Consider the following 18,943-nt stretch of genomic DNA (forward strand, 5'->3'; position numbering starts at 1 on the left):
CAGCCATGAAAAATGCCCCTGATCGCAAGATCCGGGGCATTTTTTTGGCCTGACAAATAACCCCCAGCAGGCTCACTCCTACAGGGGATGTGTGTTGCCTGTGAGAATTGATGGGCAATAAAAAACGCCCCCGACCGTGAGGTCGGGGGCGTTCTTGTGTCTGCGGCGAAAATTACTTCGCTTTCACACCTTCAAAGGTGACGTACAGATCAACCGCGTCGGACTGTGGACCCAGGTCCATCATCTTGCCGAAATCAGAACGCTTGATGCTGGTGGTGCCTTCGAAGCCGGCACGGTAGCCGCCCCATGGATCCTTGCCTTCACCCAGGAAAGTGGCCTTGACCACAACTGGTTTGGTGACACCCGCAATGGTCAGGTCGCCGGCCACGTCGGCAGTGACTTTACCGTCGGCGTTTTTGCCGGTGGTTTTAACGCTGGTGGACACGAAGGTGGCTTTAGGGAAATCAGCTACTTTCAGGAAGTCTTTGCTGGAGATGTGCTTGTCACGTTCAGCGTTGTTGGTGAAAACGCTCGCCGTGTTCACGTTGAACTCGATCTTGCTGTCTTCTGGCTTGGCAGCATCAAAGCTGAACTTGCCGTCGATGTCCTTGAAAGTACCGGTGATGTAGCTGTAACCCAGGTGGCTGATCTTGAAGTCGACGAAGGCGTGCTGGCCAGTTTTGTCGACGACGTAGTCAGCAGCCATTACGTTGGCGGACAACAGGGCAGAACCGATTGCCAGAGCGGCGAGAGTCTTTTTCAACATGTCTTGTATTCCTTGAGGGGCTAAGTTGAACGTCAGGCTTTGCGACCCAGCATTCGTTTCAGGGTCACATCACGGTCGATAAAGTGGTGCTTCAATGCTGCCAACGCATGGAGACCGGAAAAAATTACCAATGCCCACGCCAGGTAGAGATGAATCGCACCTGCGTTATCTGCCTGGTCCGGTAGCCCGGAAACCAGTGCAGGCACTTCAAACCAGTCAAACACCGGAATCCCGACACCCTCTGCGGTGGAAATCAGGTAACCGGCAATCATCACAGCGAACAAACAGAGATACAGAAAAGCATGCCCGAACTTGGCACCAAGACGCGTCATGCGGCTGTAACTGGTCAGCGTTGGCGGCGGTGGGCTGATGAAGCGCCACAACACGCGCAACACCATGACAGCCAGCAGGATCAGACCGATGCTCTTGTGCAGGTCAGGTCCTGCCTTGCGCCAAGGGTCGTAGTAGCCGAGACCGACCATCCACAGACCCAGACCGAACAAACCGAACACTGCCAGCGCTACGCCCCAGTGCATGAAGATGCTGACCCAGCCGTAGCGAGAGGTAGAGTTTCGTAGTTGCATTGCCGAGTCCCTGTAAGTGCTGGCCCAAGACTATCGAGTTATCTATCGAATTAAAGCGGAAAATTTCGCTTTGAAATATCGAGAAATACGATCAAGAGCTTGAAATAGGCGTGTTAAGGAAAGATTAAAGACCACAGTATGAAAAAAGATGAAGCCCAACTAAAGAACACCTGCTCCCCGGGGTTTATTCAATTCTCAGTGTCGGATTTCCTTCAGGCATAAAAAAACGCGGCATCTCTGCCGCGTTTTTTAGTCCAGACGCTTACTGCGCCTTGGTCTCCGTTGCCGGGGTTGCTGCCGGTTTAGCGGCTGGCTTTTTGGCCGGTTCGGTTTTCTTCACCGGGGCCTTGGCTGGAGCCTTTTTGGTATCGGTTTTGGCAGCCGGTTTTTTAGCCGGTGCCTTTTTGGCAGGCTCGGCTTTCACTGGTGTTGCAGGCTTCGGTGCTTCGACCGGCGCTGGTGCAACAACCGGGGCTGGATCCGGCGCCGGAGGCGTGTAAGGCGCAGGTGCCTTGACCGGCTCAGCCTTCTTGTCGTCATCCGAACCACCGAACAGGTTGCTGAAGAAGTTGCCTTTCTTCGCCGCCACTGCGCCGGCCGCTGCTGCCGGCACCACTTTCGCCGGTTCAAACGACTTGCCCGCCGCCAGGTCTTCGACCTGACTGGCCGCACGCTGGCCGGTGCGCAATGCGCCTTCCAGGGTGCCAGGGTACAAGGTGTCGGTGTGTTCGCCGGCAAAGGCTACGCGCTGGATCGGACGTTCCCACAGGCGCCAGTACTTGCTGATCTGGCCCGGGCCGAAAGCCAGGTAAGCGCCGCCCATCGAAGGATCGGTGCTGTAGCGGCGGATTTCATAACCGGTAAACGAACCGCGCGCCTGTGGATAAAAGGCGTGCAGGCGAATCAGCACCTGATCGACCATCTGCTTGTCGCCGAACGCCTGCATCACACGAGCGTTGTCGCCGGACAGGTTGATCACCACATTGGCGCCACCCTTCAACGCCGGCTCGATCCACAACATGCCGAGGCCGGTGTTGCTGAAAATCTCGCCAGACATGCGCGCCTTGGGTTCCCACACCGGCGTCTTGAATTTCAGCATGATCTGGTCGCGCCAACCGTAGTTGGTGCCTTTGATGGCGCCCATGTGCTGGGCATCCAGCGACGGGATCATCTGGATCTTGTTCAGTGCGCGCAGCGGCACAGCCAACACCACGTAGTCAGCCTGATAACCGACCGAGCCGACTTTGACGGTCACGCCGTCCTTGTCCTGGGTAATCGACGAGACCGGGGAACTGGTCTTGATGGTTTTCAGCTGTTTAACGAACGCCTGGGCCAGCACCGTGCTGCCGCCCACCAGTCGCGAAGCACGCAGGTCACGATCGGACGTGCCACGGTAAACACGGCTTTGCTGCGCGTAGTACAGCAGCGACAGGCGCGAAGGTTCGTCGTAGCGGGTACGAATCTGCTGGTTGATCAGTTGGCGCGCAGTGGCAGGCAGGTTCTGCTTGTCGAGCCAGTTGGATACATTGATCTGATCCAGCGTTTGCAACGTGCTGGTGGCAAGCGGGTTCTGCGGGTCGTCAATCGAGCGCGCCAGATCATCCAGGGTTTTTTCGTAGCGCTTGAGCGCGTCGGCGGTGGCCGGTTGCTTGGTCGCCAGATCAGCCGCGGAGAAGTACTCACCGTCGATCAGATAACCTGGGGTACGCACGAATTCCGGGGCCGGCGTAGTGCTCAGCTTGAAGGTCGACACGTATTTGTTCAGCACCGGCTGGGTCTTGTCGTTGCCGATCCACTCACTGGTGGCCATGCCGGAGCGACCGCCCAGGCTCGGTTTGGCTTCCAGCAGGGTGACCTGCCAGCCTTTGTTCTGCAGCTCGTAAGCCGCCGTCAGGCCAGACAGCCCGCCGCCGATCACGATCGCGGTTTTATCCTTGGCCAGCGCAGACACGCTGAACAGCCCCAACATCACCAGCGCACAGGCGCGCAGCCAACCGACAGACATTCAGCGAACTCCGGAAATACATGAGGAAATAGCAGTTTTTACGAGTCAGGCGACTCCAGGAACCGCGAAGGATACGTCAGGCTTCAGACGCCCGCCAGCAACGTCTATCGCCCCATACAAAGTAGCTCAATCGACACAATGGGTTGTCCCGGCGCGACGCATTGCATAGGCTTGCGCGATTGTTTACCCGCCTACGTCACGGGTAGCCTCGAGGAGACAGAAAATGGGCCTGAATAAACAGTGGATGGAACGCGATCTCGCGGTGTTATGGCATCCCTGCACCCAGATGAAAGATCACGAACAACTGCCGCTGATCCCGATCAAGCGCGGTGAAGGCGTGTGGCTGGAAGACTTCGAAGGCAAGCGCTACCTCGACGCTGTCAGCTCCTGGTGGGTCAACGTGTTTGGCCACGCGAACCCGCGCATCAACCAGCGCATCAAGGATCAGGTCGATCAGCTGGAGCACGTGATCCTCGCCGGTTTCAGCCACCAGCCGGTGATCGAGCTGTCCGAGCGCCTGGTGAAGATGACCCCGGAAGGCCTGACCCGGTGCTTCTACGCCGATAACGGTTCGTCCTGCATCGAAGTCGCGCTGAAAATGAGCTTTCACTACTGGCTCAACCGCGGCCAGCCGAACAAGAAGCGCTTTGTCACCCTGACCAACAGCTACCACGGCGAAACCATGGCGGCGATGTCAGTCGGCGACGTGCCGCTGTTCACCGAAACCTATAAGGCCCTGCTGCTGGACACCATCAAGGTGCCGAGCCCGGATTGCTACCTGCGCCCGGATGGCATGAGCTGGGAAGAACATTCGCGCAACCTGTTTGCGGCCATGGAACAGACCCTGGCAGAGAACCATGACACTGTCGCGGCAGTTATCGTCGAGCCGCTGATCCAGGGCGCTGGCGGCATGCGCATGTACCACCCGGTGTACCTCAAACTGCTGCGCGAAGCCTGCGACCGCTATGGCGTGCACCTTATCCACGACGAAATCGCCGTCGGCTTCGGCCGCACCGGCACGATGTTCGCCTGCGAACAGGCCGGCATCCGCCCTGACTTCCTCTGCCTGTCCAAGGCCCTGACCGGCGGTTACCTGCCGCTGGCGGCCTGCGTGACGACCGAAGACGTCTACAGCGCCTTTTACGACGACTACCCGACCCTGCGCGCCTTCCTGCACTCGCACAGCTACACCGGCAACCCGCTGGCGTGCGCGGCGGCACTGGCGACGCTGGATATCTTCGAAGAAGACAACGTCATCGAGCACAACAAGGTCCTGGCTCAACGCATGGCCTCCTCCACCGCGCACCTGGCCGATCATCCGAACGTCTCGGAAGTGCGCCAGACCGGCATGGTGCTGGCCATCGAGATGGTCAAGGACAAGGCCACCAAGGAAGCGTATCCGTGGCAGGAGCGTCGCGGCTTGAAGGTGTTCCAGCACGCACTGGAACGCGGTGCTTTACTTCGTCCGTTGGGCAGCGTGGTGTATTTCCTGCCGCCGTACGTGATCACGCCGCAGCAGATCGATTTTCTGGCCGAAGTGGCCAGCGAAGGGATCGACATCGCGACGCGCAACAGCGTCAGCGTGGCGGTGCCCAAAGACTTCCACCCCGGCTTCCGCGATCCGGGCTAGCACTGCTCATTCCCACGCAGAGCGTGGGAACGATCAAATTAAAGAGAACCCGCATGAGACTGTCCCGCTTCTTTATCGACGCCCCCCTGAGCACCGGCGAACACGAGTTGCCCGAAGCCCAGGCCCATTACATCAGCCGCGTGCTGCGCATGGCCGAGGGCGATGCGTTGCAACTGTTCGACGGCTCGGGCCACGAGTTTCGCGCCACGCTGGCGGAGGTTGGCAAGAAGCGCGTCGTGGTGCAGATCGATGAAAGCTTTGCCGGGCAAGTCGAGTCGCCGCTGGCGATTCATCTCGGTCAGGGTCTGTCCCGTGGCGAGCGCATGGATTGGGCGATTCAGAAAGCCACCGAACTGGGCGTCACCGAAATCACCCCGATCTTCAGCGACCGCTGCGAAGTCCGCCTCAAGGACGAGCGCGCCGACAAACGCCTGATGCACTGGCGCCAAGTGGCGATCAGCGCCTGTGAACAATGCGGGCGTTCGCGGGTGCCGGTGATTCATCCGCCGCTGCTATTGGCGGATTGGTTGAAGCAGACTGAAGCCGAGCTGAAGTTGGTGCTGCACCCAGTGGCCGAACCGTTGGTCAGTCACGCCAAGCCTTCAACCCTGGCATTCCTGATCGGCCCGGAAGGCGGGCTCTCCGACGCCGAAGTCGAGCAGGCCAAAGCCAGCGGCTTCCACGCCGCCCGCCTCGGCCCGCGCGTGCTGCGCACCGAAACCGCCCCCGTGGTGGCATTGGCGGTAGCGCAGCAACTGTGGGGCGATTTCTGACGCTTTACTGAACCGGATCGCTCACCGGGTGGGCGATGATCGCCTTGAGTTCGCTGGTCATCGGGAACTCAAGGTTCAATCCTTTCGGCGGGATCGGCTGTTCAAACCAGCGCTGGTAGATGCCGTTGATCTCGCCCGAACTGTACAGATCGGCCAACGCGCCATTCACCAGGGCAAGGAATTGCGGATCATCCTTGCGCACCATGCAGCTGTAGATTTCCCGCGACTGTTCCTCGCCGACCACCACCCATTTATGCGGGTCATGCGCCTTGGCGCGTTCGCCATAGAGCAGTGCGTCATCCATGTAGAACGCCGCCGCCCGACCTGATTGCAGCATCTGGAAGGCTTCACCGTGATCCTTGGCGCTGATCACGAACATGTCGATCTTGTTGTCGACGTTGTAGCTCTTCAGAAAGCGTTCGTTGGTGGTGCCGGCGGTGGTCACCACGTTCTTGCCACGTAGATCCGCGAAGCTCTTGATCCCGCTGTCCCTGGCGGTCAGCAACTGGCCTTTGACGTAGATGAAGCCGTAGGAAAACGCCACTTGCTTCTGCCGTTCGGCGGTGACTCCCGTGGAGCCGCATTCGAGGTCGACAGTGCCGTTCTGCACCAGTGGAATGCGCGTCTGCGAGGTCACCAGGGTGTATTTGACTTTCAGCTCAGGCAGCTTCAATTGCTGACGGATACGCTCGACAATCTTGCTCGCCAGATCCACGGAATAGCCCATCGGCTGGCCTGTGTGATCGCCCACGTAGGAGAACGGTACCGACGCATCGCGGTAGCCAAGGGTGATGTTCTTGGCATTGGCAACCTTGTCCAGCGTACCGGTCAGCGGCGCTTCATTGGCGTGAACCTGACTGCCCAGTAACAGCCCGAGGGTGCAGCCGAGCAACGTGATTTTTTGCATTGTTATTCTCCGTTGTGGGTGTGGGGTGCTGATAGATTCAGATGCGGGCGGCGGTGACGGTGATTTCCACCAACACTTGCGGCCGCGCCAGATCGGCCTGCACCGTGGTGCGGCTCGGCGCCTGCCCCGGTGACAGCCAGGCTGACCAGACTTCATTCATTGCCGCGAAATCGGCATTGATGTCTTTCAGATAAATCGTCGCGCTGAGCACATGATCTTTGTCGCTGCCGGCCTCGGCCAGCAGAGCGTCGATTTTCGCCAGCACTTCTCGGGTCTGACCGCCCGCATCCAGGGCATCGCCCGGCACCTGACCGGAGAGAAACACCAGATCGCCGAAGGTCACGGCGCCTGACAGGCGTGGGTTGCTGTGAAAACGTTCAATGGTCATGACGGGGTCCTTTTCTGAGAGGGAAATTCAAGCGCCAGGGTGGCTGAAACCCAGCAGGTCAATGGACGTCTGGCGCTGACTGATCAACTCACTGAGCAACTGGCCACTGCCACAGGCCAGGGTAAAACCCAGCGCACCATGACCGAGGTTCAGCCACAGATTGCGGTAGGCCGTAGCGCCCAGCAGCGGCACACCGCTGGGGGTCGCCGGACGCATGCCGGCCCACTCCACGGCGGTATCGTAATCGCCGGCATTCGGGAACGTGTCGCGGGCCTGGCGCTTGATCAGGCTCAAGCGTTCGGGATCGACGGCCGGGTCGAAGCCGACAATGTCGACCATCGCCGCCACACGCAATTGCTCACCGATGCGCGCATACACGATCTTGCGGTCGTAGTCGGTGATGCTCAGCTCGGGTGCCTGATGTCCAGCACCAATCGGCAGCGTCAGGCTGTAGCCCTTCAGGGGATAGAGCGGCAGGCGCAAGCCGGGCAGCGCCAGCAGCGGACTGCGATGGCCGGCGGCGATCACCAGCTGCTCGACCGGCAACACCTCGGCGCCCAACTCAATGGCGCCGACCGCGCCATTGCTGTGTTGAATACCGGTTACCGCGTGGCCCAGGCGAAAGGTGCAACGGCCGGACGCTTTCAATCGCTCAGCCAGTTGCTGGCAAAAACCATGGCAATCGCCGACCTCTTCGTCCGGCGTATAGATCGCGCCGACAAAAGGCACATCGGCCAGCGCCGGCTCCAGTTGCGCGCACTCGGCGGCGGATAACACCTGCTGATGCTGCGGATCGGCCAGGCCTTGGCGCGCTTTCCCGAAGCTGACGGGGTTGCGGAAGGTCACCAGTTTGCCGTTGCGCCGCCATTGGAAACCGCTCAATCCGTCGTCTTCGCGCCAGGTTTTCAGCGTGCTCTGGCTGAGCAGCGCCAGGCGCAGCAGGTGCGCGGCGTTCTCACGGTTGACCGAACGGCGGCACGCGGCGAGGAACGACGCCATCCAGCGCCATTGGACGGGATCGAGCCGCGGGCGCAGCTTCAACGGCGAGTCGCCGCGCAGCATCCAGCCAATCGCCTGCAACGGCACGCCGGCGTCCGCCAGTGGCGCCACGTAGCGATAGGACAACTGGCCGCCATTGGCGAAACTGGTTTCGCTGCCCAGCGAATCCCGGGCCTCGACCACTGTCACCTCAACGCCGTCGCGCACCAGCGCATACGCCGTTGTCAGGCCAATCACGCCACCGCCGATGATGCACACACGCTGAACCATGTCCGTCCCTAAAACCGTTGTGAAGGCGAGGCCGAGGTTAGAGCCAGGTGACAGGCGGCGAACAATGAATAAAGATGCCGAACCCATAAACAAAGGTTATGGACTTGCCATGCGTCTTCGTCATATCGAGATATTCCAGGCCATTCGCCAGACCGGTTCGATCAGTGCGGCCGCGCAATTGCTGCATGTCTCCCAGCCAGCGGTGACCAAGGTGTTACAGCACGCCGAGCAGCAACTGGGTTTTCCGTTGTTTTTGCGAGTGCGCGGCAAATTGCAGGCAACGCCGGAAGCGCTGGAGCTGGAGCGTGAAGTCGATAAGGTCACCGAAAGCCTGCAAGGGGTGCGACGCCTGGCCCAGAGCTTGCGCCGCGAGCCCGGCCATAGCCTGCGCATTGGTGCCACCCCGGCGCTGGCCCTGTCATTGCTGCCGCCGGCCATTCACGAGTGGACCGAGCGCTACCCGGACATCGCTTGCGAACTGTCCAGCGCCCATAGCCGCGAACTGGTGCAGAACCTGCTGATGCGTGAAGTGGATGTCGCCCTGACCCTGCAACGCCCGGATCATCCGGGGCTCAAGGCCCAGGCGCTGGCGTCCGGCGTTCTGGTGGCGCTGGCGCCTGCGGGGTACTGGTCGGCGGCGGAAGTTGGCACACCGTTGCCACTGATGGCGCTGGCCGATGCTCCGCTGATTGGTTTGTCCAGCGCCGACCCGTTGGCCGCCCGGCTCGACAGTTACCTCGAAGCGGTGGCGCCACCGCCCCGGGTGCGCATCGCGGTGCAGACCTATTCACTGGCCCGGGCGATGGTGGAATCCGGCGCTGGGCTGGCGGTGATCGACCCGTTCACGGCCCTCGGCGCCTCCTCCACCGCGACGGCAATTCGCCCGTTGACCCCGCCGCTGCCCATCACGCTGTACGCGGTAACCCGCGCCACCGAACCGCCGCCCCACACGTTGAATGACTTGTTGCAGGTGTTCGGCCGCCGGGCCCAGGAACAACTGGATCGCTTGATCCCTGCGCAGCGTGAAATGCAGGAGTGAGCCTGCTCGCTCCTACAGGGGGATTGCGGGGGTTTAGAGGACATAGAAGAAAATCGCCACAAAGTGCAGCAAGCTCCCGGCAATCACGAACAAATGCCAGATCCCGTGGGCATGCCGCAGCCGATGATCAAGGGCAAAAAAGATAATCCCCACGGTGTACAAAATCCCGCCCGCCGCCAGCCACGCGAACCCCGCAGTGCCTAACGCCGCCAACAACGGCTTGACCGCGACCAGCACGATCCAGCCCATCACCGCATAAATCACAATCGACAGAATCCGCGCTTCCGAACGCGGCTTGATCTCTTGCAGGATGCCGATCAGCGCCAGTCCCCAGACAATCCCGAACAGCGTCCAGCCCCACGGCCCGCGCAGGGTCACCAGACAGAACGGCGTGTAGCTGCCGGCAATCAGCAGATAGATCGAAAAGTGATCCACCTTCTGCATGATCGCTTTCTTGCGCCCGCGCACGCTGTGGTAAACGGTCGAGGCGCTGTACAACACCATCAAGGTGAAACCGTAAATCGCCACGCTGACGATCTTCCACGGGCTGCCGTCCATGCTGGCGATCACCAGCATCCACACCACCCCGACCATTGCCGCCACTGCCCCGACCAAATGCGTCCAGGCGTTCAATCGCTCCCCGTGATACATGCGTCGCTCACCTCAACATTCGTTGCAACATCGCGCAAGACTACCTCAGAGACCTTTTGATCTCGAAAAAAACGCAGCCTCGTTTCACTCGACGGCTGCTACAAAAGGTCGCATGCGTGCACAATCGAGCCATTCGAATAAGAGTCCGGGCCATGCTGATCGACGAAGAATTGACCCTGAAAAAACTCGAGGTGTTCCTGGCCTTCATGCGCACCGGCAACCTGGCCCGCGCCGCCGCCGAGTTGCAGACCAGCAACGTCAGCGTGCACCGGGCGATCCACTCCCTGGAAAGCGCCTTGCGTTGCCCGTTGTTCAAACATGAGGGCCGCAACCTGACGCCGCTGGAGAGCGCCTATGTGCTCGAAGAACGCGCACAGAAGCTGATTCAGGACGTGGTCGAAACCGTGCGTCTGACCCGCGAAGCCGCCGGTTTTTCTGCGGAACGCTTCAAGCTGGGCTCACTGTATTCACTGACGGTGAAGACCGTGCCGCAGTTGATCATGGGCCTGAAGATCCGCCGCAGCGAACTCAACATCGACCTGATCCTCGGTTCAAACTTTGACTTGCTGTACAAGCTCAAAAACATGGAAGTCGACGCGATCCTGGTGTCGCTGGACGAGAGCGTCAACGACCCGGACTGCGAGCAGATCCCGCTGTTTTCCGACGACATCTTTCTTGCGACGCCAGCGGATTCGAAGTTTGCCCAACGCACGGAGGTCGACCTGGCTGAAGTGCGCGACGAGACGTTCATTACCCTGACCCAAGGCTTTGCCACGCACCAGGACGGTAATCGGGTGTTCAAGCAGGCGGGGTTCGAGCCGAAGGTGGCGATGCAAGTCAACGACATCTTCACCCTGCTGAGCATGGTCAGTTCAGGGGTGGGTTATGCGTTGCTGCCAGGAAGAATTGCGGCGGTGTATGAGAACCGGGTGAAGCTGATTCCGTTGCAGGAACGCTATCGGTTGCAGCAGCACATTGGCGTGGTGTTCCTGAAGGCCAAGGAGCGTGATCCGAATTTGCTGGCGCTGTTGGCGGAGTGCCGGATGTACGCCAATCGCCAGGCCTGAAACCAAGGCGCCCCTATCGCGAGCAGGCTCACTTCTACCCTGGAATGCATTTCCCTGTAGGAGTGAGCCTGCTCGCGATGGCGTCGGTACATTCAATAGAGAACTAGCGGCTTAACCGACAATCCCGCGAACAATGAAGTACAGCAACGAAGGCCCCAGCAAGCACCCAAGCCCGGTGTGAAACGTCGCCGTCAACGCGCCATAAGGCACCAATCGCCGATCCGTCGCCGCCAACCCGGCCGTCACGCCGCTGACCGTCCCGGCCAACCCGCCGAACACCATCGCCGAACGCGGGTTATCCAGGCCCATCCAGCGCGCCGCCATCGGCGTGCCGACCATCACCAGAATCGCCTTGATCAACCCGGTGGCAATCGACAGCGCCACCACGTCGGAACTGGCACCAATCGCCGCCCCGGTCACCGGCCCGACGATGTACGTCACCGCGCCCGCGCCAATCGTGGTCATGCTGATCGCATCGCGGTAACCAAACGCCCAGGCCATGCTCGCGCCGACAATGAACGGCAGAATCGTGCCCAGCAACAGCGCGATCACGCCAATCAGCCCGGCCTTTTTCGCTTCCGTGGCTTGCACTTCGAATGCCGTGGCAACGATGGCAAAGTCGCGCAGCATGGCTCCCCCCATCAAACCGATGCCCGAGAATAATGTCAGGTCCGCCAGGCCTTTTTGCCCACCGGTCATGGTGCCGCCGACCCAGGCCAATACCAGGCCAATGACGATGGCAATCGCCGAACCGTGAATCCGCCCGTAGGTCAGGCGCTTGGACAACACCACCGACACCCACATGATCACGCCAACGAACGCGAACGCGGTGACCAGGCCATTGGCGGTCAAGCCTTTATCAATGAGCTCCCACATATCAGCGACCTCCTACCGGTGTGCCGACCGGGGTGACTTCCACCGGTTCATCGGGCAAGGGTTCGCCTTTGTGGGTGCGGCTGATCAAGGCAATCGTGCAGCCGCAGATCACCACCGAACCAATCGCCGCCAACACCGCCACCGGGCCGCCGTGCAGCGCGGTGACGACGTTCTGTTGCGCGGCCATTGCGACCACCACCGGAATGTACATGGCGCCCCAGAAGCCGACGCCCATCTCGCAATCCTTGGTCATGCCGCCGCGTTTCTGCATCCACAACCGCGCGCAGATCAGCAGGATCATCGCGATCCCGACCCCGCCAACGTTGGATTTGACGCCCAGCAATACGCCAAGCGCATCGCCCATGATCACCCCTGCCAGCGTACAAATCGCCAACAGCGCCACACCGTAAATAATCATTGTTGTAGTCCTCAAAGTGCATCGTCGAATGTTGTTTTTGTTGTTCGAAGGCCTGAGTCCGGGTCTAGAGTTGGCGGCTTCCCTCCTCACGCAACAGCGCCTGCAAGGTGTCGAGCCGCGCACCGTCGAAAGCGATCACGGTGCCCTGTTCGAATACCCGGCGCGCCAGCCCGGTCAACACCGCACCGGGCGGCAGTTCAATCTGAAGTCTTACGCCACGTTCATAAGCGCTTTGCACCGTGCCGCGCCAGTCAACGACGCGGCACATGTTGAACGCGAGGTCGTCGCGCAAGGCGTCGGCATTGATGATGGGCCGGGCGCGACTGCCGCTCAGGTAACCCAAGGTCGGCGTTTGCAGTGACACCTTGGCGAATGCTTGCGCCAGAATTTTTGCTGGACCCTCCAGCAGCGGGCAGTGCGAAGGCACGCTGACCGCCAGCCGCTTGGCCAGCCCTGCACCCTGACCTTTCGCCAACGTCGCCACCGCCTTCATGGCCTCGTCGCTGCCGGCAATCACCACCTGGTTATCGGCGTTGATGTTGGCCAGGTAAACCGGCGTATCGAGGCTGTGGACCTGCACCAGCAAACTTTCCACTGTGGATAATTCCAGACCGATGATCGCGGTCATGCCGTAGCCCTGTGGATAAGCCTGCTGCATCAACTCACCGCGCAGGCTGACCAGATGCAGCGCATCGCTGAAGCTCAAGGCACCGGCGACCACCGCCGCCGGATAGGCACCGATGGACAATCCGGCCACGTAATCCGGCGCCAGGGTTAGTTGACGAGAAGCCGCGACTCCGGCGATCAACAGGCAAAGCTGAACCGCCCGAGTCGACTTCAACGCCTCTGCCGAATCGAGCCGTAAAACGTCTTCACCCAACACGCCACTCGCCTCGTTCAGTGTTTCGCGAGGCAAACGCTGGAGCATGCCCGGCTGCTGCGCGCCCTGGCCCGGGAACACCAGCAAACTGCTCACGCGGCGTGCTCCTGCGGGTTCCACGGATCGATCACCAGACAGGCTTCACGGGCATTTTTCAGCAACACACGACGAGCCGAACCGGCCCATTCGCGCAGGGCCACAGCGCCGAACGGTGTCTGCAACTGCATGTCCACCAAGCATTCGGCAGCCTCCAGAATCTTCACCAGATCCTGCGCTTGAGAACGGCCCAGCGCATGCGGGGTACGCAGGATCAAGTCGAGATCGCTGCCCTCGTGCAATGCCGCAAACCCGCAGGCCAATTCAAACCCGGCACTGCCGCTGACACCCCACACCCAACCACAGTCATCAAGTAGCGGCCTCAGTTGATTGAGGGCACGCACGGACGGCAAATCGCGATCAATCGAGACTTGGCAAAGGTCTTCCGGCTTGACTCGACGCTGAATGGCATCGACCGGCATCACCGTCGCAAAACGTTGTTCACGCAAACGCCCACGCACGCCGACCGCGACCAGCCCCGGCGCGCTCACCGCACGCCGAACCACCACGGGCTGGCCCGCGCGCAGGGAGTCGATCACCCACGCGGGCGTATCCGCAGTCAACTGCTCCGGGGTCATGCCCCAGAGCAGATCGTGGGCCAGAAGCGCGTTCACCACTGCGCTCTCAGCAGTTGGCGAACCTTGCTCGACGCGGCACGGTTGTTCGCACCCAAGCGGCTGCTCAGGTCGCGACCGTTGGCAGCCACATCGCCAATCGCCTGGTTCAGACATTCCGTCACCCGTGACAAATCGGCTGCCGTCGGTTGTTCGATCTGATCCACCGAGAGGGTTTCCCACAGCAAACCGAGGCTGGCGTAGCTGTCGATGTCATAGGCCATCGGCGGCACGCTGGCGGCCAGCGCTTCGAGTTCTTCAACGCTGCGCAAAGTCACCCGCGCCGCGGAAGCCTTGCCCATCGCATGCACCATCACCCCCGGATCACGCAGGGCGATCAGCCGATTGGCCTGATAACCATGAGCCAGAAACGCCCCGGACATCGCCTTGCCCACCAGCAAGCCAATCACCGCGTGACCTGCCAACCGGGCACGGGCATAACTGTCTGCCGCGCCGGCCAGTGCCTGATGAATGCCGAGGGCTTCTTCGCGTCGGCCATAGGCCTGGCTCGGCACATCGACGATGGCGATCACGGCGCGCTTGTGTGGTTTATCCACATCAGCGGCGATCACTTCATCCACCGCTTTCGCCAAGCCCCAACCTTCCAGCAAACCGACTTCACCGTTACGTGCCCGGACAAAACGGTTGTCCGGATCCGCCACCACCGCGATAAACCGCACCCGCTGATCACCCAGCACACCATCGGCCACCTTCAATGAAGCCGGCAAACCTTCGACCGGTTTCGCCCCGGCGCTCAAAGCGTTGAACCAGTTCAAACCTCTCAGCGAATAGGTGCTCATGAGCGCGCTCCCTGATACAGATCGCGAACCGTCGCCGGTTCGATTTGCGGCGCGGCATCCAGACGGGCCAGCCGTTGCAGGTACAGATCCGCCTGACGACTGCGTTGTTGCACCGGCAAACCTTGCTGCAGTAATTCGCTGACATGTTGCCGAATCTGCGCCACATCATCGGCGGCATAACGATCCACCAGACCGCTGGCAAAACGCTGCTCGCCACCGGTCAGGCTCCAGATGAACGGACGGTCGCGGGAGTCGTATTCCTCAAGCCCGGCTTCCTGCTCGATGACTTGCGGGCCGTTCAGGCCCAGACGCGCTTCCTGGGTGACCACTAAATAACTGCACAACCCAGCCGCAATCGACATCCCGCCAAAGCAGCCGACGCTGCCGGCCACCACACCAATCACCGGCTGGTATTGGCGCAGGTCGACAATCGCTGCGTGGATATCGGCAATCGCCGCCAACCCGAGGTTGGCTTCCTGCAAGCGCACGCCGCCGGTTTCCAGCAGCAACACGGCGCGGGTCGGAATGCCGTTGCGGTTGTCTTCGGCGGCCAGTTCCAGCGCGCCCGCCATCTTCGCCCCGCCGACTTCACCGAGGCTGCCGCCCTGGAACGCGCCTTCGATGGCCGCGATCACCACCGGCAAGCCACCGATACTGCCCTTGGCGATCACCACGCCGTCATCGGCTTGCGGCACCACGCCCTGGCGCTCCAGCCATGGCGACATGACGCGTTGAAACGGGTCGAGCAATTCGCGCAAGGTGCCGGGGTCGAGCAAGGCTTTCGCGCGTTGCCGGGCACCGAGTTCGATGAAGCTGTGTTTGTGGAGGAGTTCTGCGTTATCAGTCATGACCGATCTCCTCAAAGCCTTGTTCCAGACGCAAGCGCACCACGCCCGGTGTCGCGCCGAAATCGTGGATGGCGATGTCCATCGCCGGCGGTGTCTGACCGTCGAACATCCGCGCGAACAGATGTTGCCAGCGCTGCTGCGCGCCATTGACCGAGGTCTGCACGTTGATGGTCAGCTTGCCGGCCTGACCCGGTTCGATGAGCACTTCCAGATCGCCCGAGCCGACACAACCCACCAGCGTGCGACCGCGTGGCGGCTGCCCAGCGGGGAATTCAAAGAATAAGGTTTCCATCAGCAAGCTCCGGACTCGAGGCGGTCGATAAACAGGCAGGCGGCGAGCAAGTCGGCGGCGCCGCCGGGCGAGGCATTCAACGCGATTAATTGTTCATCCAACTCATGCAAACGGCGGCGACCGGCGAGGCTGGCGCTGCCGCCCGCGTCGAGCACGGCTTGTGCGCCGAGTTGCATGGTCTGCAGGCCTGCTTCGCCGGCGCGGTAGAGCACGCAGGTGTCGGCCAGTCGGGTCATGATCGCCAGCAAGGCATCGAGCCGGGCGTTCTGTTCACCGTGGCCGGCGGCGCGGCTGTGTTTGAGTTGCGGCAATGCCCGTTGCACCACTGAAGGAAAACCCAGCTGCGCTTCTTCCCGGGCACCACGGGCGCCGTAACGCTGCGCGACCTGAGCACCGTGGCTTAATGAACGTGGCGCGTGGCGGTCGTCGAGTAACGCCAGGCGTGCGGCGCGCAAGGTAATGGAACCGGCGGCGATGGATTCAGGCTCAAGCGCGGCAGCCGTGACCAACAGGCCCAAAGCCCAAATCGCCCCGCGATGGGTATTCACCCCGTCCGTGGTGGCGAGCATCGCTTGCTCCCCTTCCCGACCAATCCGTCCCACCGCTTCGCGCATCGGCAAACCGATTTCGCCGAGTTCGATAGCGGCTTCGGCCATCTCCTTGAACGTGGACCAGAGTGACAACGCCGAAGCGTGCATCAACCCCAGGTGCAAATCGGTGTGCGCGCCATTGCCACGACGGTCGACCAGCGCCGGTTTCGGCGACAGGTCGGCTTCGTCGATCAGCGCGTCCACCGCCATGTCCGCCAGCCGTTCAGCCAGGGTGAGGGTTTTCGGTTGCAGGTTGAATGCGTGCATTACCAGCTCCTGAACTTGGCGGGCGGGTTGTAGAGGCCACCGGACCACTCGACCAGATCCGCCACGCTTTTCGCTGCGAGCAGTTCGCGGGTGGCGTCGGTGCGGCGGATGCCGAGGTCTTCGGGCAAGGCAATCAACCCTTCACGGCGCATGCGTGCAGTGTCTTTCGGGTTGTGGCGCAAGCCAATGGCGGTCACCCCGGCGACGGCGGCGATCATCGCCTGACGTTCTTCCAGCGAACGCGCCTTGTACAAATAGGCGATGCCTTCTTCGGTCAGCAGGTGGGTGACGTCGTCGCCGTAGACCATGATCGGCGCCAACGGCATGCCGCTTTTCTTCGCCACATCAATCGCGTCGAGGGTTTCGACGAAGGTCGGTTTGCCGCCTTCCTGGAAGGTCTCGACCATTTGCACCACGAGTTTTTTGCCGCGCTCCAGCATCGGTTCGGCCACGTCGGTGTGGCGCATGTCGAGCCAGGCCGGCGTGCTGTGACGGCGACCGCGCGGGTCGTGGCCCATGTTCGGCGCACCGCCAAAACCGGCGAGGCGTCCTCGGGTCACGGTGGAGGAATGGCCGTCACCGTCGACTTGCAGGGTCGCGCCGATGAACAGGTCCACCGCGTATTGCCCGGCGAGCTGGCTGAACATCCGGTTGGAACGTAGCGAGCCGTCTCGCCCGGTGAAGAACACGTCCGGCCGTGCGGCAATATAGTTTTCCATGCCCAGTTCGGTGCCGAAGCAATGCACGCTTTCGACCCAGCCGCTTTCGATGGCCGGGATCAAGGTCGGGTGCGGATTGAGCGTCCAGTTGCGACAGATCTTGCCTTTGAGGCCGAGGGATTCGCCGTAGGTCGGCAGGATCAATTCGATGGCGGCGGTGTTGAAACCGATGCCGTGATTCAGCGACTGCACGTTGTGTTTTTCGTAGATGCCACGGATCGCCATCATCGCCATCAGGATGTGCACAGGTTTGATGTGCCGTGGGTCGCGGGTGAACAGCGGTTCGATGTAGAACGGTTTGTCGGCCACCACTACGAAATCGACCCACGAGGCGGGGATGTCGACGCGGGGCAAGTCACTGACATCGTCGACCAACTGGTTGACCTGAACGATGACGATGCCATCGCTGAAGGCGGCCGGTTCGATCAATGCAGGGGTGTCTTCGGTGCTCGGCCCGGTGTAGATGTTGCCGGCGCGGTCGGCCATGAAACCGGCCGAGAGCACAACGTTGGGAATCAGGTCGACCACCAGCCGCGCATAGAGCTCGATGTAGGTGTGGATTGCGCCGATTTCCAGCAAACCGTCTTCCAGCAACTGGCTGATGCGCAGGCTTTGCGTACCCGCGAAGGAGAAATCGAGCTTGCGGGCGATGCCGCGTTCGAACAGGTCCAGATGCTCGGCACGGCCGACACTGGGCATGATCATGTGCAAGTCGTGGAGCTTGGCGGGATCGGCCTTGACCAGGGAGCGGGAGAGGAAATCCGCCTGCTTCTGGTTATTGCCCTCCAGCACCACACGGTCGCCGGGCAGGATCAAGGCTTCCAGCGCCGCGACGATGTTGTCGGTGGGCAGCACCACACCGTCGGCAAGATCCTTGACCAACGCCAGACGCCGCTGCTTTTCGCTGCGCCGCCGCGTCCATCGCGAGTCGGGGGATATTGTTGTTGTCATGACCACTCCACGGGTTCGCTGTCGTGGGAGTCACCTTAGGAGTGTTGGGTGGGGGGCATCAATCAAGCACAGCGTTGGATCGTTACGGCTGGAGTAATGGTTCGATCTGAGATTTGTGCCGACGCATCTGACGCTATCGCGAGCAGGCTCACTCCCACATTGAATCTGCGGCGCACACAAAACCCCTGTGGGAGCGAGCCTGCTCGCGATGGGGCCTGAATGGTCGCCGCAGTATTCAGTGCAATGATCAATCAGTCCCAAAAAAGGACTGATCAGTCCCTTTTGGGGAATTTTCAACTTGTTGTAAGTCTGTTGGGGTTTTGTGTTTAAAAGTTTGTATGCAGGAAGGGTGCGAGGCTACACAGCATGACGTCGCCACCTACAGCAATGCCGGAAGCCGCTGACTGGTGGGGTTTTGTGTTGATCTTTATCGTTTACGGGTCGCTGCCAAATCAGTGACCGGGTTTGGAAACCCCGAGGAGCAAACGGCGTAAAAACGCCACTCATGCCGTA

20 protein-coding genes are annotated in these 18,943 nt (G+C 61.0%); 4 read left to right on the forward strand and 16 right to left on the reverse strand.

The genetic code is table 11. The features are described from left to right. Positions 1 to 172: 172 nt before the first annotated feature. The 3 genes from J2X66_RS05400 to J2X66_RS05410 form a co-directional block, all read right to left on the reverse strand. Entirely contained in the window at positions 173 to 766 is a 594-nt protein-coding gene (locus J2X66_RS05400) for a YceI family protein (protein WP_027926598.1), read from the reverse strand. Positions 767 to 798: 32 nt separating this feature from the next. Then, entirely contained in the window at positions 799 to 1,350 is a 552-nt protein-coding gene (locus tag J2X66_RS05405) for a cytochrome b (RefSeq protein WP_123434698.1), read from the reverse strand. A 262-nt stretch (positions 1,351 to 1,612) separates the two neighbouring features. Then, positions 1,613 to 3,355 carry a flavin monoamine oxidase family protein gene (locus tag J2X66_RS05410; protein ID WP_310261866.1) on the reverse strand — a complete coding sequence of 581 codons (1,743 nt, stop codon included), beginning with the start codon at positions 3,353 to 3,355 and terminating at the stop codon, positions 1,613 to 1,615. A gap of 223 nt (positions 3,356 to 3,578) precedes the next feature. Here J2X66_RS05410 and J2X66_RS05415 point away from each other — a divergent pair, with 223 nt between their 5' ends. Both J2X66_RS05415 and J2X66_RS05420 read left to right on the forward strand, forming a co-directional pair. Then, a complete protein-coding gene (locus J2X66_RS05415) occupies positions 3,579 to 4,985 on the forward strand; it encodes an adenosylmethionine--8-amino-7-oxononanoate transaminase (protein ID WP_310261868.1) in 1,407 nt (468 codons plus the stop codon). A gap of 53 nt (positions 4,986 to 5,038) precedes the next feature. Further along, positions 5,039 to 5,758, forward strand: coding sequence for a 16S rRNA (uracil(1498)-N(3))-methyltransferase (locus J2X66_RS05420; RefSeq protein WP_310261871.1), 720 nt, complete (start codon positions 5,039 to 5,041; stop codon positions 5,756 to 5,758). Positions 5,759 to 5,762: 4 nt separating this feature from the next. Here the strand turns inward: J2X66_RS05420 and J2X66_RS05425 are convergent, their stop codons facing one another. Genes J2X66_RS05425 through J2X66_RS05435 form a run of 3 tightly spaced genes read right to left on the reverse strand, consistent with a single transcriptional unit; the run spans position 5,763 to position 8,322 of the window. Beyond that, positions 5,763 to 6,665 (reverse strand): transporter substrate-binding domain-containing protein, encoded by a 903-nt coding sequence (locus J2X66_RS05425; RefSeq protein ID WP_310261874.1) that lies wholly within the window; start codon positions 6,663 to 6,665, stop codon positions 5,763 to 5,765. A 37-nt stretch (positions 6,666 to 6,702) separates the two neighbouring features. Then, complete coding sequence (locus tag J2X66_RS05430) at positions 6,703 to 7,053, reverse strand: RidA family protein (protein WP_310261876.1); 351 nt, start codon at positions 7,051 to 7,053, stop codon at positions 6,703 to 6,705. Between the two features lie 27 nt (positions 7,054 to 7,080). Beyond that, complete coding sequence (locus J2X66_RS05435) at positions 7,081 to 8,322, reverse strand: D-amino acid dehydrogenase (protein WP_310261879.1); 1,242 nt, start codon at positions 8,320 to 8,322, stop codon at positions 7,081 to 7,083. A 109-nt stretch (positions 8,323 to 8,431) separates the two neighbouring features. Here J2X66_RS05435 and J2X66_RS05440 point away from each other — a divergent pair, with 109 nt between their 5' ends. Beyond that, the gene (locus J2X66_RS05440) at positions 8,432 to 9,361 is read left to right on the forward strand and encodes a LysR substrate-binding domain-containing protein (RefSeq protein WP_310261882.1); all 930 of its coding nucleotides are present in this window, start codon (positions 8,432 to 8,434) and stop codon (positions 9,359 to 9,361) included. Between the two features lie 33 nt (positions 9,362 to 9,394). Here J2X66_RS05440 and J2X66_RS05445 read toward each other — a convergent pair whose 3' ends face one another. Further along, positions 9,395 to 10,012, reverse strand: a complete 618-nt coding sequence (locus J2X66_RS05445) for a hemolysin III family protein (RefSeq protein ID WP_027926589.1) — start codon at positions 10,010 to 10,012, stop codon at positions 9,395 to 9,397. Positions 10,013 to 10,164: 152 nt separating this feature from the next. Between J2X66_RS05445 and J2X66_RS05450 the strand changes: the two genes are divergently transcribed. Beyond that, positions 10,165 to 11,079, forward strand: a complete 915-nt coding sequence (locus tag J2X66_RS05450; RefSeq protein WP_027926588.1) for a LysR substrate-binding domain-containing protein — start codon at positions 10,165 to 10,167, stop codon at positions 11,077 to 11,079. Between the two features lie 111 nt (positions 11,080 to 11,190). Here J2X66_RS05450 and madM read toward each other — a convergent pair whose 3' ends face one another. From madM to mdcA, 9 genes are all read right to left on the reverse strand, one after another. Further along, a complete protein-coding gene (madM, locus tag J2X66_RS05455) occupies positions 11,191 to 11,955 on the reverse strand; it encodes a malonate transporter subunit MadM (protein ID WP_027926587.1) in 765 nt (254 codons plus the stop codon). A gap of 1 nt (position 11,956) precedes the next feature. Further along, on the reverse strand, positions 11,957 to 12,373 hold the full coding sequence (gene madL, locus J2X66_RS05460; protein ID WP_027926586.1) for a malonate transporter subunit MadL: 417 nt from the start codon (positions 12,371 to 12,373) through the stop codon (positions 11,957 to 11,959). 64 nt (positions 12,374 to 12,437) lie between these two features. Beyond that, positions 12,438 to 13,349: a malonate decarboxylase subunit epsilon gene (mdcH, locus tag J2X66_RS05465; RefSeq protein WP_310261889.1), complete on the reverse strand. Its 912-nt coding sequence runs from the start codon at positions 13,347 to 13,349 to the stop codon at positions 12,438 to 12,440. Beyond that, positions 13,346 to 13,966 (reverse strand): malonate decarboxylase holo-ACP synthase, encoded by a 621-nt coding sequence (locus J2X66_RS05470; protein WP_310261892.1) that lies wholly within the window; start codon positions 13,964 to 13,966, stop codon positions 13,346 to 13,348. Before J2X66_RS05470 ends, mdcH begins: the two co-directional genes overlap by 4 nt. Then, entirely contained in the window at positions 13,960 to 14,763 is an 804-nt protein-coding gene (mdcE, locus tag J2X66_RS05475; RefSeq protein WP_310261895.1) for a biotin-independent malonate decarboxylase subunit gamma, read from the reverse strand. Before mdcE ends, J2X66_RS05470 begins: the two co-directional genes overlap by 7 nt. After that, positions 14,760 to 15,611 carry a biotin-independent malonate decarboxylase subunit beta gene (locus J2X66_RS05480; protein WP_310261898.1) on the reverse strand — a complete coding sequence of 284 codons (852 nt, stop codon included), beginning with the start codon at positions 15,609 to 15,611 and terminating at the stop codon, positions 14,760 to 14,762. Before J2X66_RS05480 ends, mdcE begins: the two co-directional genes overlap by 4 nt. After that, on the reverse strand, positions 15,604 to 15,903 hold the full coding sequence (locus J2X66_RS05485; protein ID WP_310261900.1) for a malonate decarboxylase subunit delta: 300 nt from the start codon (positions 15,901 to 15,903) through the stop codon (positions 15,604 to 15,606). The genes J2X66_RS05480 and J2X66_RS05485 overlap by 8 nt, the downstream gene beginning before the upstream one ends. Further along, positions 15,903 to 16,760: a triphosphoribosyl-dephospho-CoA synthase gene (locus J2X66_RS05490; RefSeq protein WP_310261903.1), complete on the reverse strand. Its 858-nt coding sequence runs from the start codon at positions 16,758 to 16,760 to the stop codon at positions 15,903 to 15,905. The genes J2X66_RS05485 and J2X66_RS05490 overlap by 1 nt, the downstream gene beginning before the upstream one ends. Further along, complete coding sequence (gene mdcA, locus J2X66_RS05495) at positions 16,760 to 18,430, reverse strand: malonate decarboxylase subunit alpha (RefSeq protein WP_310261905.1); 1,671 nt, start codon at positions 18,428 to 18,430, stop codon at positions 16,760 to 16,762. Before mdcA ends, J2X66_RS05490 begins: the two co-directional genes overlap by 1 nt. Positions 18,431 to 18,943: the final 513 nt, after the last annotated feature.

Origin of the sequence: Pseudomonas sp. 3296 (assembly GCF_031456615.1) — a bacterium.
Lineage (GTDB): Bacteria > Pseudomonadota > Gammaproteobacteria > Pseudomonadales > Pseudomonadaceae > Aquipseudomonas > Aquipseudomonas mucoides.